The sequence below is a fragment of the Phaeobacter sp. PT47_59 genome, assembly GCF_028890025.1.
In the GTDB taxonomy this organism is placed as follows: Bacteria; Pseudomonadota; Alphaproteobacteria; order Rhodobacterales; family Rhodobacteraceae; genus Phycobacter.
This window is the reverse complement of record NZ_JARCJL010000001.1, coordinates 42663-56557: the sequence shown is the minus strand read 5'-3', so window position 1 is coordinate 56557 and position 13895 is coordinate 42663. Positions and strand designations below refer to the sequence as shown.

The 13895-nt window shown below is 61.3% G+C and carries 13 protein-coding genes; 7 read left to right on the top strand and 6 right to left on the bottom strand.

The genetic code is table 11. The features are described 5' to 3' along the window. Window positions 1-125: 125 nt before the first annotated feature. Both alaS and PXK01_RS00255 read left to right on the top strand, forming a co-directional pair. Complete coding sequence (gene alaS / locus PXK01_RS00260) at window positions 126-2777, top strand: alanine--tRNA ligase (protein WP_274858392.1); 2652 nt, start codon at window positions 126-128, stop codon at window positions 2775-2777. 2 nt (window positions 2778-2779) lie between these two features. Further along, window positions 2780-3067: a DUF1330 domain-containing protein gene (locus tag PXK01_RS00255; protein ID WP_274846828.1), complete on the top strand. Its 288-nt coding sequence runs from the start codon at window positions 2780-2782 to the stop codon at window positions 3065-3067. Window positions 3068-3130: 63 nt separating this feature from the next. Here the strand turns inward: PXK01_RS00255 and PXK01_RS00250 are convergent, their stop codons facing one another. From PXK01_RS00250 to PXK01_RS00240, 3 genes are all read right to left on the bottom strand, one after another. Next, window positions 3131-3712, bottom strand: coding sequence for a VOC family protein (locus PXK01_RS00250; protein WP_274858391.1), 582 nt, complete (start codon window positions 3710-3712; stop codon window positions 3131-3133). 99 nt (window positions 3713-3811) lie between these two features. Next, window positions 3812-5632, bottom strand: a complete 1821-nt coding sequence (gene typA, locus PXK01_RS00245; protein ID WP_274846830.1) for a translational GTPase TypA — start codon at window positions 5630-5632, stop codon at window positions 3812-3814. Between the two features lie 124 nt (window positions 5633-5756). Further along, window positions 5757-6092, bottom strand: coding sequence for a DMT family transporter (locus PXK01_RS00240; protein WP_274858390.1), 336 nt, complete (start codon window positions 6090-6092; stop codon window positions 5757-5759). 285 nt (window positions 6093-6377) lie between these two features. Between PXK01_RS00240 and PXK01_RS00235 the strand changes: the two genes are divergently transcribed. Together PXK01_RS00235 and PXK01_RS00230 are read left to right on the top strand one after the other, a co-directional pair. Continuing rightward, window positions 6378-6656: a hypothetical protein gene (locus PXK01_RS00235; protein WP_274858389.1), complete on the top strand. Its 279-nt coding sequence runs from the start codon at window positions 6378-6380 to the stop codon at window positions 6654-6656. A 114-nt stretch (window positions 6657-6770) separates the two neighbouring features. Further along, entirely contained in the window at window positions 6771-8285 is a 1515-nt protein-coding gene (locus tag PXK01_RS00230; protein ID WP_274858388.1) for a methyl-accepting chemotaxis protein, read from the top strand. Between the two features lie 98 nt (window positions 8286-8383). On the opposite strand, the gene PXK01_RS00225 is transcribed toward PXK01_RS00230, so the two are convergent. From PXK01_RS00225 to PXK01_RS00215, 3 genes are read right to left on the bottom strand one after another with little or no spacing between them, the layout of a single operon-like run. Continuing rightward, window positions 8384-9553, bottom strand: coding sequence for an HD domain-containing protein (locus tag PXK01_RS00225; RefSeq protein ID WP_274858387.1), 1170 nt, complete (start codon window positions 9551-9553; stop codon window positions 8384-8386). Further along, a complete protein-coding gene (locus PXK01_RS00220) occupies window positions 9550-9807 on the bottom strand; it encodes a hypothetical protein (RefSeq protein ID WP_274846835.1) in 258 nt (85 codons plus the stop codon). Before PXK01_RS00220 ends, PXK01_RS00225 begins: the two co-directional genes overlap by 4 nt. Continuing rightward, window positions 9807-10460, bottom strand: coding sequence for an alpha/beta hydrolase (locus tag PXK01_RS00215; RefSeq protein WP_274846836.1), 654 nt, complete (start codon window positions 10458-10460; stop codon window positions 9807-9809). The genes PXK01_RS00220 and PXK01_RS00215 overlap by 1 nt, the downstream gene beginning before the upstream one ends. 189 nt (window positions 10461-10649) lie before the next feature. On the opposite strand from PXK01_RS00215, the gene PXK01_RS00210 reads away from it, so the two are divergent. The 3 genes from PXK01_RS00210 to sufB all read left to right on the top strand — a co-directional run bounded on the left by PXK01_RS00210 (window position 10650) and on the right by sufB (window position 13782). Further along, window positions 10650-11132: an Rrf2 family transcriptional regulator gene (locus tag PXK01_RS00210; protein WP_274846837.1), complete on the top strand. Its 483-nt coding sequence runs from the start codon at window positions 10650-10652 to the stop codon at window positions 11130-11132. A gap of 70 nt (window positions 11133-11202) precedes the next feature. Beyond that, window positions 11203-12246: a cysteine desulfurase family protein gene (locus tag PXK01_RS00205; RefSeq protein ID WP_274858385.1), complete on the top strand. Its 1044-nt coding sequence runs from the start codon at window positions 11203-11205 to the stop codon at window positions 12244-12246. Between the two features lie 15 nt (window positions 12247-12261). Further along, window positions 12262-13782 carry a Fe-S cluster assembly protein SufB gene (sufB, locus tag PXK01_RS00200; RefSeq protein ID WP_274846839.1) on the top strand — a complete coding sequence of 507 codons (1521 nt, stop codon included), beginning with the start codon at window positions 12262-12264 and terminating at the stop codon, window positions 13780-13782. Window positions 13783-13895 lie beyond the last annotated feature (113 nt).

Here is a 13895-nt window from a genome sequence, read left to right as displayed (position 1 = left end):
TGAGTGACAGCAAAAGGGTGCGGGATTGGCCGCACCCTTTTTCGCTTTCTGGGCAGTGGACAGTGCCCGCGCGGGGGGCTAAACCTGCCTGAAACCCTGACAAAGCCCGAAAAGGGATCCCGCATATGGCGACGCTGAACGACATCCGATCCACATTCCTGAACTACTTTGCCAAGCAGGGCCACGAGATCGTGTCCTCCAGCCCGCTGGTGCCGCGCAACGATCCCACCCTGATGTTCACCAACTCAGGCATGGTTCAGTTCAAGAACCTCTTCACCGGGCTGGAGCACCGCGACTACAAACGCGCCACCACAGCGCAGAAATGCGTGCGGGCCGGCGGCAAGCACAATGACCTCGACAATGTTGGTTATACCGCGCGCCACCATACCTTCTTTGAAATGCTGGGGAACTTCTCCTTTGGCGATTACTTCAAGACCGAGGCGATCCCCTTTGCCTGGGAGCTGATCACCAAGGAATTCGGCATCGACAAGAGCCGTCTTCTGACCACTGTCTATCACACCGATGACGAGGCATTCGAGATCTGGAAGAAGGTCGGCGTGCCCGAGGATCGGATCATCCGCATCGATACCTCCGACAACTTCTGGCAGATGGGGCCGACTGGCCCCTGCGGCCCCTGCACCGAGATTTTCTATGATCACGGCGATCACATCTGGGGTGGCCCTCCGGGCAGCGCCGATGAGGATGGCGACCGCTTCATCGAGATATGGAACGTCGTCTTCATGCAGAACGAGCAGTTCGAGGACGGTTCGATGAAGGCGCTGGACATGCAGTCCATCGACACCGGCATGGGGCTGGAACGGATCGGTGCGCTCTTGCAGGGCAGCCATGACAACTACGATACGGATCTCTTCAAGGCGCTGATCGAGGCCTCGGCGGATGTGACCAACGTCGATCCCTACGGCGATCAGAACGTCCATCACCGGGTGATCGCCGACCATCTGCGCTCCACCTCCTTCCTGATTGCCGATGGCGTGATGCCCTCAAATGACGGCCGTGGCTACGTGCTGCGCCGCATCATGCGCCGCGCCATGCGCCATGCGCATCTTCTGGGGGCCAAGGATCCGGTGATGCACCAGCTGGTGCCCGCGCTGGTCCAGCAGATGGGCGCGGCCTATCCCGAACTTGGCCGCGCGCAGGCGCTGATCCAGGAAACGCTGCACCTGGAAGAAAACCGCTTCAAGCAGACCCTGGATCGCGGCCTCAAGCTGCTGGATGAGGAACTGGCGGATCTGGACGAGGGTGCAGCTCTGCCAGGGGCCGCAGCTTTCAAACTCTATGACACCTACGGCTTCCCGTTGGATCTGACCCAGGACGCCCTGCGCGAAAAGGGCCGCGAGGTGGACACCGACGGCTTTGATGCCGCCATGGCAGAGCAAAAGGCCAAGGCACGCGCGGCTTGGTCCGGCTCGGGCGAAAGCGCCGACAGCACTCTGTGGTTCGATATCGCCGATGAGCATGGCACGAGCGAGTTCCTGGGCTATGAAACTGAGAGCGCCGAAGGCCAGATCGTTGCCATCGTCAAGGATGGGGCCATCGTGCGCGAGGCGGGCAAGGGGGACACGGTTCAAGTGGTTCTGAACCAGACCCCGTTCTACGCCGAATCCGGTGGCCAGGTCGGCGACAGCGGCGAAATCCGTGTCGAAGGCGGGCGCCTGCGCGTTACCGATACCAAGAAGGCTGCCGATGTCTTCATCCACTTTGCCGAAGTTGTTGACGGCATCGTGACGGTGAATGCGCCGGCCCAGCTGGAGGTGGATCATTCCCGCCGCAGCGCCATCCGTGCCAACCACTCGGCCACGCACCTCTTGCACGAGGCCCTGCGCGAAGCACTTGGCGATCACGTGGCGCAGCGCGGGTCGCTCAATGCCGAAGATCGCCTGCGGTTCGACTTCAGCCACGGCAAGGCACTGAGCACCGAGGAACTCACGAAGGTCTCCGCCGATGTGAATGCCTTCATCCGCCAGAACACGCCGGTCGAGACCCGGATCATGACTCCGGACGATGCTCGTGCCCTTGGTGCCCAGGCGCTGTTCGGTGAGAAGTATGGCGATGAGGTCCGTGTGGTCTCCATGGGCCGCGCCGCAACCGGCAAGGGCCACGACAAGGAAACTTACTCGATCGAGCTCTGCGGTGGCACGCATGTGAAGCAGACCGGCGATATCGGCACCTTCGTGATCCTTGGCGACAGCGCGTCCTCGGCCGGTGTGCGCCGGATCGAGGCGCTGACGGGCGCCGCGGCCTCTGAATACCTTGAGGCCGAGGCCGGGCGCATGGCCGAGGTTGCCGCCATGCTGAAGGCGCAGCCTGTCGATGTGATGGATCGCATCAAGGCGCTGATGGATGAGCGCAAGACGCTGCAGAATGAAATCTCGCAGTTGAAACAGCAGGTTGCCATGGGGGGCGGTGCTGCGGGCGGCGTCGAAACCAAGGAAATCGGCGGCAAGACCTTCCTGGGCCAGGCGCTGGAAGGTGTTTCCGGCAAGGACCTGCGCGGGTTGATCGATGCACATAAGCAGAAACTGGGCTCGGGCGTGATCCTGCTGATTGCCAACGATGATGGCAAGGTGGCTGTGGCGGCTGGTGTTACCGATGATCTGACCGGTCAGATCTCTGCTGTGGACGTGTTGAAGGCTGCAGTGCCAGCCGTGGGTGGCAAGGGTGGTGGAGGCCGTCCCGACATGGCGCAGGGCGGTGGCAAGGATTTCGCCGGGGCCGAAGCGGCCATCGCGGCGGCAGAAAAACTGTTGGAGGGATAATCATGGGCGCACTCTGGATTGCTCACGTCACGGTCACCGATGCGGAGGCCTATGGCAAATACGCTGAACTGGCGGGGCCTGCGATCGCCAAACACGGCGGCGAGTTCATCGCCCGTGGCGGCAAGTTCGTGCAGCTGGAAGGCAAGGAACGCCCGCGCAACGTGGTCGCGAAATTCCCCAGCGTTGAGGCTGCCGTGGACTGCTACAACAGCCCTGAATACCAGGAGGCGCTGGATCACGCCCGTGGCGCCTCCGAGCGCGAGCTGATGGTGGTTGAGACCTCCGAGTAACGCGCCGGTCACAAGATGCAGATAAAAGAGCGCGGGGGCAGCCTCGCGCTCTTTTTCTTTTGATCAGTATGGGTTGCGGGGGCTTCTGTCTTCCGACAGGCTGTTTTGACGCCGCTCCACCAGCAGCTCGATCGCGTCCGCCAGATGGACCTCCTGGATGTTGTAGTCGCCGCGCGCGACGCGCAGTTTGTGGGCTTCGATCATCACATCCGCATGGGTGCAGCCCACGGGCGGTTCGAACTTGTAGCAGGCCAGCTCGATCAGCAGCCCCATCGGATCCTTGAAATAAATCGAATCCATGAAGCCCCGGTCCTTGTTGCCGGAATGACCGATCCCACGTTCCGTCAGGCGGTTTTCGATCTGGGAAAAGGTCGCCTTGCTGACGTTGAAGGCCAGGTGATGCACGCAGCCGGGTTCTGTGGGCGTGCGGCGCCGGTCGGGGATGCGGGTCTCATTGGTGAAGACGGTGATCAGCCGCCCGTCGCCCGGATCGAAGTAAAGGTGGCCTTCGTCCGGGTTGTCCAGATTAGGCTGGTCAAACACAAAGGGCATGCCCAAAAGCCCTTCCCAGAAATCGATGGATGTCTGCCTGTCGGCACCGGTCAGCGTGATGTGATGAACGCCCTGGACCTGGATCTTGCGCATGCCGTGTCTCCTTTCGTTTGAAGGAGACCCTAACATGGATGGGCAATAGAAAAAGGCCGCCCCAGGGGGCGGCCTCGTGAATGTGATGATCTGTCAGGATCAGCCATTGGCCTTCGACATCCGCTTGCGCTCGTGCGGGTCGAGGTAGCGCTTGCGCAGGCGGATCGAGTTCGGCGTCACTTCCACCAGCTCGTCGTCGTTGATATAGGCGATGGCTTCTTCCAGCGACAGCGTCACCGGCGTGGTTAGGCGCACGGCTTCGTCGGTGCCGGAGGCACGCACGTTGGTCAGCTTCTTGCCCTTCAGCGGGTTCACTTCCAGGTCGTTGTCGCGGGAATGCTCACCGATGATCATGCCGGTATAGACATCGACCTGGGCGCCGATGAACATCTTGCCGCGATCTTCGAGGTTCCACAGGGCGTAGGCCACGGATTGGCCGTTCTCCATCGAGATCAGAACACCGGCGCGGCGGCCCGGGATCGGACCCTTGTGCGGCGCCCAGCCGTGGAAGACGCGGTTCAGCACGCCGGTACCGCGGGTGTCGGTCAGGAATTCGCCGTGATAGCCGATGAGCCCGCGCGAGGGCACATGGGCTATGATCCGGGTCTTGCCGGCACCGGCCGGTTTCATCTCGACCAGCTCACCCTTGCGGGCACCGGTCAGTTTCTCGATCACGGCGCCAGAGTATTCGTCATCCACATCGATGGTGGCTTCCTCGATGGGCTCCATCTTCTGGCCGTCTTCTTCGCGCATGATCACCTGCGGGCGGGAGATCGACAGCTCGAACCCTTCGCGGCGCATGTTCTCGATCAACACGCCCATCTGTAGTTCGCCACGGCCCGAGACCTCGAAGGCCTCACCGCCGGGAGTGTCGGCGATCTTGATGGCGACGTTGCTTTCGGCCTCTTTCATCAACCGGTCACGGATCACGCGCGACTGCACCTTCTTGCCGTCACGGCCTGCCAGCGGGCTGTCGTTGATGCCGAAGGTCACGGTGATGGTCGGCGGATCGATGGGCTGGGCATCCAGCGGCTCATCCACGGCGAGGGCACAGATGGTATCGGCCACGGTGGCCTTGGCCATGCCCGCGATGGAAACGATGTCGCCCGCCTGGGCTTCGTCGATGTCCTGCTGGGCCAGGCCACGGAAGGCCTGGATGCGGGTGACGCGGAATTGTTCGATCTTCTGGCCCACGCGGGTCAGCGCCTGCACGGTGGCGCCCACCTTCAAGGTGCCGGATTCGACGCGGCCGGTCAGCAGGCGCCCGACGAAGGGGTCAGAGCCTAGGGTGGTGGCCAGCATGCGGAAATCTTCGCCCTGACGCTTGATCTGGGCAGGCTCGGGCACGTGGTTCACGATCAGATTGAACAGCGCGTGCAGATCCTTGCGGGGACCGTCCAGTTCGGCGTCGGCCCAGCCATTGCGGCCCGAGGCATACATATGCGGGAAGTCGAGCTGATCCTCGGTCGCATCCAGCGAGGCAAAGAGGTCGAAACATTCGTCCAGCGCGCGGTCAGGCTCGGCGTCGGGCTTGTCCACCTTGTTCAGCACCACGATGGGGCGCAGACCCAGGGCCAGCGCCTTGGAGGTCACGAATTTGGTCTGCGGCATCGGGCCTTCGGCGGCATCCACCAGCAGGACAACACCGTCGACCATCGACAGGATCCGCTCTACCTCGCCGCCGAAATCGGCGTGGCCGGGGGTGTCGACGATATTGATCCGGGTGCCTTTCCATTCGACCGAGGTCGGTTTGGCAAAGATGGTGATGCCCCGTTCGCGTTCCAGATCGTTGCTGTCCATGGCGCGTTCCGCCACAGCCTGGTTTTCGCGGAAGGCGCCGGATTGTTTGAGCAGCTCGTCCACCAGGGTCGTTTTCCCGTGGTCCACGTGTGCAATGATCGCAATGTTGCGCAGGTCCATGACGTCAGCCTTTGTAAGGAAGTTGCGCAGCGCTTAGCCCGATACTGGCAGGAAGGCCAGCAAAAATCGGCCTCCCCGGTGCAATCGGCGCTGCAATGCAGCGCCCCCCTGCATTTGGGGGGGCTCAGTGGCCGGAGGATTTCGAGTAAAGATGAATGACCATAATGCCGATCAGGATCAGCGCCATGCCCAGAATGGCGGGCAGATCCAGTCTTTGCCCGAAGACCACGAGGCCAATCACCGCGATAAGCACGATGCCAAGGCCCGACCAGATCGCATAGACGATACCGACCGGCATGACCTTGAGGGTAAGACCCAGCATGTAAAAGGAAAACCCATAGGCCACCAGCACGATGAGCGAGGGCACCAACCGGCTGAACTGCTGGCTGGCCTGCAGCGCCGTGGTGCCAATGGTCTCTGCAGCGACGGCAACGATCAGGTAGATATAGTGAAGCTGCATTCTGAGCCTCCGGGTTGCAAAGGGATGACGTGGAATATCTCGTGATGTTTGCCTAGCCGAGTAGCAAGGCATCGACCAGCGCGAAATGAAAACGCCCGGGCCCAAGGCCCGGTGAAATACCTGTGGCGATCGCCGACAACAGGCGAAATGCGTGGCGGTCGTCTCTGCGCCAAGTGGTTTTTCTTCGCCTGCGTACAAGTTTAGCGAAATCGGTAACCGAATATGAACAGCTCATGACGTATGACACCATTGAAAGGGTCGGTCATGCGTCAGGTGTTTTTTGGAATGATCGCGTTTGTTGCGGTCGGGCTATCGCCGCTCCTGGTTCTGGCTAGTCCCCAGGACCTGCGGGTCGGAGAACCAGTTCTGGTGATTTCTCCCCCTTGGACCGTCGCGGCCGCAGAGGTCATTTCCCGCAGCGGATTGCGGGAGATATCCCCGGAACGGGCACCTTTTGGCGCGCTGACAGTCCTGAATGATACCGCAGATGCGCTGCGGCTGAAATCAAATGGCGCCTGGTTGGTGCTGGATGGAAAGATGATCGCGCAGATCTGCGCGGGATAGTTGTGTAAAGCGAGAGGACGCAGTGGCATGCGGACATTGAAAGATAAACTGTCAAGATCCGATGGTCCCACCATCATTGAAGGGGCCGGGCGACAATTTCAACGATTGACCAGTATGGCTCTGGTGCCGGTTCCGGCGTTGGTGGCATATTTTGTCGATGGGGCGGTGTCCTGGTGGATGATTGCGGCGCTGAGCGCGGTTCTTGGGGTGCTCTCCTTTGCCTCCAAGCAGCTTCCGGAGAGCTCTCGGGATTACATCATCGCCTTCTGCCTGATCGGGCACAGCGTGCTGTTCACGACGGCCTTCAGCGGCCATCCATGGCAGCTGGACAGCCATATGCTGTTCTTTGCCTTGCTGGCGGTTGTCGCCACGCTGCACAACATGGGGGCGGTGCTGTTCGCCACCGCTTTGATCGCGGTGCATCACCTGTCTTTCAGCCTGTTGATGCCCAGCCTGGTCTATCCCGGCGGTGGTGTGATCGAGAGCCTGTCGCGGACCGTGATGCATGCGGTGATCGTGCTGGTCGAGGCGGGCATCCTGCTTCTCAGCATCTATCAGCGCAAACAGGCGGATCTGGCGCTCGTAGCGCAGCAAGAGGCGCTGCAGCAAGAGGCGGCCAAGGCCGAAGAGGCGCAGGAAGAAGCCATGCGCAGCAAGCGGGATACCGAAACGATCGTGCATGTGTTCGACACCAGCCTGCAGACCATGGCCTCGGGCAACCTCAGCAGCCGCATCACCAGCGACTTCCCGCAGGAATACGAAACGATGCGCACGAATTTCAACGCGCTTGCCGATAGCCTGAATGCAGGTCTGGGCACCGCCATGTCGATCTCCAGAGAGTTCCGCGAAAACGCACAGTCGGTTTCGGAAGCGGTGCAAAGCCTGTCGGCACGGACCGAATCCCAGGCTGCAACCCTGACGGAAACCACCTCGGCCCTGCAGGAATTGAGCGAATCCGTGAAGAAAAGCGCAACCGATTCCAACAAGGCTGCCGAGAACGCCCGTGGTGCCTACAACGGCGCGGTTGAAAATGGCGATCTGATGAGCGCCGCAGTGGAGGCGATGGGCCATATCGAGAAATCCTCCAACGAGATTTCGACCATCATCAACGTCATCGAGGACATCTCGTTCCAGACCAACCTCTTGGCGCTGAACGCCGGGGTCGAAGCGGCCCGGGCCGGTGAAAGCGGTCGTGGTTTTGCCGTGGTGGCCGCCGAGGTGCGCGCGCTGGCGCAGCGCACTGCGGATGCGGCCAACGAGGTGAAGTCCCTGATCGGCACCAGCGCGGTGCAGGTGAAAGAGGGATCGCAGCTGGTGAACCGTGCCGGTGGCGCGCTGCAGGACATCGTGGCGCAGGTTTCCGAGACCAGCAAGCTGATCGAGGAAATCTCCGGAACCTCCGCCGATCAGGCCTCGGCCCTGTCGGAAATGGCAACCGCGCTCAGCACGCTGGATGGGGCGACCCAGACCAATGCGGCGATGGTCGAGGAAATGACCGCCATGAGCATGACCATGGACAGCAAGGCGCGCGAATTGGCAGGTACCCTGTCTCAGTTCCAGCTGGACGGTCAGGGCTCTTCCGACGGATTCGGCCATGAGGATGGCGACCATCTCCGGCTGGCGGGGTGATCCGGACCCGAAGCGAGACTTGACTTCTCCGGCAGAGGCGGCGCGACAGGCGGCGCCTCTTTTCGTTTGGGCCGGGTTCGGTGTTCGGGGTGGGGGGCTCAGATGCGCCCGGCGGTTTCAAACCAGGGCAGGACGTGGCCGCGCACATGGGTCCAGACATCGGCGGCACCGCGCGCAATCTTGACGCCCACACGCTGTTCAAGCTGGCCGAAGTTCACGTCATATTCCACCCAGGTGCCCCCGCCGTTCAACAGGTTCAGAAACAGCGGCTGCACGCGGTCGATGGACTTGGCAAAGATGGCATCCGGGCTGGCGGCCTCTTCGAACTCCGTCCACAGGGCGTGGAAGTCCCCGGCTTGCGGTTGCGGCAGCAGGTGAAACAGACGCCGGGCGGCAGCGGCTTCCCGGTCGGCCAGCGCGGCAAGGGTGGCAGGATCCTGCGTGCCATGAATGGGCGTGTCGCCTGCGTCGATTTCCACGAGATCATGCAGGAGCAGCATGCGCATGACCCGCGACAGATCGATATCATGCGAGGCATGTTCGGCCAGGATCCAGCCGTGCAGCATGATATGCCAACTGTGTTCGGCGGAGTTCTCCCGGCGGCTGCCATCGCCCAGCCGCGATGCCCGCAGCACCTGCTTGAGCGCATCCGCTTCGTTCAGGAACCCAAGCCTCTGCGTGAAGCTCGGGCAACTCTCGCTCCCGGCCTGTCCCAGCAGGCTCTGGGCATGGTGGTAGGCTTTCGGAAATCCCGTCTTCAAGCCGGTCGCGCGGCCGGTTTCCAGGTTGTCGCGGACAATGTCGAGGTGGAACTCCGGCACCTGCCGACAGTGCAGCGTCTGAAAGATCGGCTGGCAATGGTCCAGATGTTTGGCAAAGCGGGCATCAAGTGTTTCGCCGGCCTCGAACTCCCGCCACAGGTCAAGTAGCGCGGTGCCCTGATCGCTTGGCAACAGGGCAAACAGCCGTCTGGCTGCGGTGTCTTCGGCTGCCGTGACGGCTTTCCAGTCGACATCACCTGCAATCGGGTGGTCGCCGACATCGATCTCGACCAGATCGTGCAGCAGAAGCATCTGGATGACCCGGTCGACATTCACGGCCGGATCGGCAAGCGGCGCCAGGGTCAAGGCATAGAGCGCCAGGTGCCAACTGTGTTCGGCTGAATTCTCCGGGCGCGTTCCATCCAGGATCAGGTTTTGCCGTTCGATCCGGCGCAGCTTTTCGGCCTCGCGCAGAAAGGCGAACTGGGCGTCCAGCCGTGCGGTCACTGACCGCCGCCCGTTGTGGAGTGCCGGGCTTCGGCCTCCGCCTGGAGGGCCGCGATCTTCTGGTTCAGGAAATCGCGCGCCTTGCGTTCTGCCAGGCGCACGCGCACCTCTGTCAGATAGGCCTCTTCCAGCGATTGAGACGCTGCACCCAGCACCTGACCGACTTCGACATAAAGCCTGTCCTCGTCGATCGCATCCTGGATCTTGAGGGTGTCGATGGCCAGTTTCTGCGCCAGCGTCTCGATCGTGCTCATCAGCGGGTGTTCTCGGTCAGGCGGCGCTTGACGTAGTCGTTCACATTGCCGATCAGCGTGTCCATATGCGGTTCCTGGAAGAAGTGATCCGCACCTTCCACCTCGGTATGGGTGATGGTGATGCCCTTTTGTTCATGCAGCTTGTTCACCAGGTTGACCGTATCGGCGGGCGGTGCCACGCGGTCGGCGGTGCCGTTGATGATCAGCCCCGAAGAGGGGCAGGGCGCCAGGAAGGAGAAATCATACATGTTGGCAGGCGGCGCCACCGAGATGAAGCCGGTGATTTCCGGACGCCGCATCAGCAGCTGCATGCCGATCCAGGCGCCAAAGGAAAAGCCCGCGACCCAGCAATGCTTGGAGTTGTTGTTCATCGACTGCAGGTAATCCAGCGCCGAGGCCGCATCCGACAGCTCTCCGACACCCTGATCATATTCGCCCTGGCTGCGGCCGACCCCACGGAAGTTGAACCGCAAAACGGTAAAGCCCATGTTGTAAAAGGCGTAGTGCAGGTTATAGACAACCTTGTTGTTCATCGTGCCGCCGAACTGCGGATGAGGATGAAGGACGATCGCGATCGGGGCGTCTTTTTCTTTCTGCGGGTGATAGCGGCCTTCCAGGCGGCCTTCGGGTCCGGGAAAAATGACCTCGGGCATGTGCGGTTCGTTCCTACTCTTATTCCGTGGGAGCCGGATCGGGAAACTTGACGAAATCCCTTGGGCACCTTAGAACTGTTCTAATTGCTGCGGTGGCCTGTGCCACGCGCGCTGTCCAGCCCAGATATGCGTTGCAGCTGTCAAGGTCAATGTTTTCGCCGTTTTCACGGCCAATTGGGGTAAAAGAAGATGAAGCTATCGACCAAGGGGCGATACGCCATGGTGGCCCTAGCGGATATTGCCTTGCAGCCAGAGGGTTCGCTGGTGGTGCTGAGCGATATTTCCAAACGTCAGGATATCTCGCTTCCCTATCTTGAACAGCTGTTTGTCAAACTGCGCCGGGCCGAGCTGGTGTCTTCGGTGCGCGGGCCGGGTGGGGGCTATCGCCTGGCCAAGCCGACCTCGGAAATCCGGGTGGTCGATGTGCTGTCGGCGGTGGATGAGACCGTGGATGCCATGCACAAGGGGGCAGGCGCTTCCGGTGCCGCCTCGGGCTCAAGGGCGCAATCGCTGACCAATCGCCTGTGGCAGAGCCTCAGCGCGCAGGTCTATGTATTCCTGCATCAGACGCGGCTGTCGGATGTGATCGCAAACGAGCTGGCGCCCTGTCCGGCGGTGCCGAATCTGTTTGCGGTGGTGGACGCCGAAGGGGACCAGCGGGCAGAGGCGTGACGCCCTGCCCAGGTGCACGGCCACGGGCTGCAGCGGGTATTTCTAGTGATCGATGGGAAAACATGAGTCTATGAAACGGGTTTATCTGGATCATAACGCGACCACTCCGCTGCGCGCCGAGGCGCGGGAGGCGATGATCGCGGCGATGGATCTTTGTGGCAATCCGTCCTCTGTCCATGCAGAGGGGCGCGCGGCAAAATCCCTGATCGAACGCAGCCGGGCACAGATCGCCGAAGCCTTTGGGGCCGATGGCGCCGATATCGTTTTTACCTCCGGCTCGACCGAGGGGGCCTCGCTTGCGTTGGCGGGGCGCGACCTGCATGGCGCTGCGGTTGAGCATGATGCGGTAAGGGCTTGGATTAAAGAAGATCTTTCGGTTTCGGCCGATGGGGAGGTAGCGGTTTCTGAGCCTGGGCAAACAACCCTGCAACTGGCCAATTCCGAAACCGGCGTGGTGCAAAGCCTGCCAGAGGGGCTGGCAGTGACCGATGCGACGCAGGGATTTGGCAAGCTGCCGGTGGCCTTCAACTGGCTGGGCGCCGAAATGGCGCTGATCTCGGCGCATAAGCTGGGTGGCCCCAAGGGCTGCGGGGCGGTCGTTCTGAAGCGCGGCACCGATCTGGCGGCGCAGATCAAGGGCGGCGGGCAGGAAATGGGCCGCCGCTCCGGCACCGAAAATGTCATTGGCATTGCCGGATTCGCGGCGGCGGCCACGGCGGCGCAGCGGGATTTGGCGGATGGAAAATGGGACCGGGTCGCAGAACTTAGAAATATTCTAGAAAATGCGCTTGCAGCCGGCGCTCCGGAAACTATTTTTGTCGGGAAGGACGCGAACCGCCTGCCCAATACCTCTTGTTTTGCCACGCCGGGCTGGAAGGGCGAAACGCAGGTGATGCAGATGGATCTGGCTGGATTTGCCATCAGTGCAGGCAGCGCCTGTTCCAGCGGCAAGGTGCGCGCCAGCGCGGTGCTGACCGCAATGGGATATGACGAGACAACCGCCCAGGGCGCCATTCGCGTGTCGCTGGGGCTGGAGACAACCGAAGACGATGTGCTGCGCTTTGCCGAGGCGTGGCTGCAAAAACACGAGAAACATCGCGCCCGCGCGGCGTGACTGCAGGAGAAGATCATGGCCGCTTTGGACCAGACCCAAGTCAAGGAAGGTGTTGACCAGGAAACCGTGGATGCGGTGGCGGAGGTCAGTACATATAAATACGGCTGGGAAACCGATATCGAGATGGAATATGCCCCCAAGGGCGTGAACCCGGATATCGTTCGGCTGATCTCGGAAAAGAACGAAGAGCCGGAATGGATGACCGAATGGCGTCTGGCCGCATTCGAACGCTGGCAGCAGATGGAAGAGCCCAACTGGGCCATGGTCAGCTATCCCAAGATCGACTTCCAGGATCAGTATTACTATGCCCGCCCCAAATCGATGGAGGTGAAGCCGAAATCCCTGGATGAGGTCGACCCCAAGCTGCTGGCGACATACGAGAAGCTGGGTATCCCCCTGAAAGAGCAGATGATTCTGGCAGGCGTCGAGGGTGCTGAGAACGCCCCCGTCGAAGGCCGCAAGGTGGCCGTGGATGCGGTCTTCGACTCCGTTTCCGTCGGCACCACCTTCCAGAAGGAACTGCAGGAAGCAGGCGTCATCTTCTGTTCCATCTCTGAAGCAATCCGCGAACACCCCGAACTCGTGAAGAAATACCTGGGCTCGGTTGTGCCGGTCTCCGACAACTTCTATGCCACGCTGAACTCCGCCGTGTTCTCTGACGGCTCCTTTGTCTACGTGCCGCCCGGCGTGCGCTGCCCGATGGAGCTCAGCACCTATTTCCGCATCAATGCGGAGAACACCGGCCAGTTCGAACGCACCCTGATCATTGCCGATAAAGGAAGCTACGTCAGCTACTTGGAGGGCTGTACGGCTCCGCAGCGCGATGTCGCGCAGCTGCATGCCGCCGTGGTCGAAATCATCATCGAAGAAGACGCGGAGGTGAAATACTCCACCGTGCAAAACTGGTATCCGGGCGATGAGGAAGGCAAGGGCGGCATCTATAACTTCGTTACCAAACGCGCCGATTGTCGTGGTGACCGCGCCAAGGTGATGTGGACCCAGGTTGAAACAGGCTCTGCCGTAACCTGGAAATACCCGTCCTGCATCCTGCGCGGCGAGGAAAGCCAGGGCGAGTTCTACTCGATCGCCATCGCCAACAACATGCAGCAGGCCGACACCGGCACCAAGATGGTGCACCTGGGCAAGAACACAAAGTCGCGGATCGTCTCCAAGGGGATCTCGGCCGGCAAGGCGCAGAACACCTATCGCGGCCTGGTGTCGATGCACCCCAAGGCCAAGAATTCGCGCAACTACACCCAATGTGACAGCCTGCTGATCGGTGACAAATGCGGCGCCCACACGGTGCCTTACATCGAAGTGAAGAACAATTCCTCGCGGGTTGAGCATGAGGCGACCACATCCAAGGTGGACGACGATCAGCTGTTCTACTGCCGCCAGCGCGGCATGGACGAGGAAGAGGCGGTTGCCCTGGTGGTGAATGGTTTCTGCAAGGACGTGCTGCAGGCCCTGCCAATGGAATTCGCCATGGAAGCGCAGCAGCTGGTTGCGATCTCGCTTGAAGGCTCCGTGGGCTAATCGCCTGACTGATGCCGGGTGCCTCCACAGCCAGTGGAGGCACCCGGCAAGGATATGAATTTTCCGGGATCGCCCGGCTTGGAACAACGGGACACAGGCTGTCCCAATAAGAT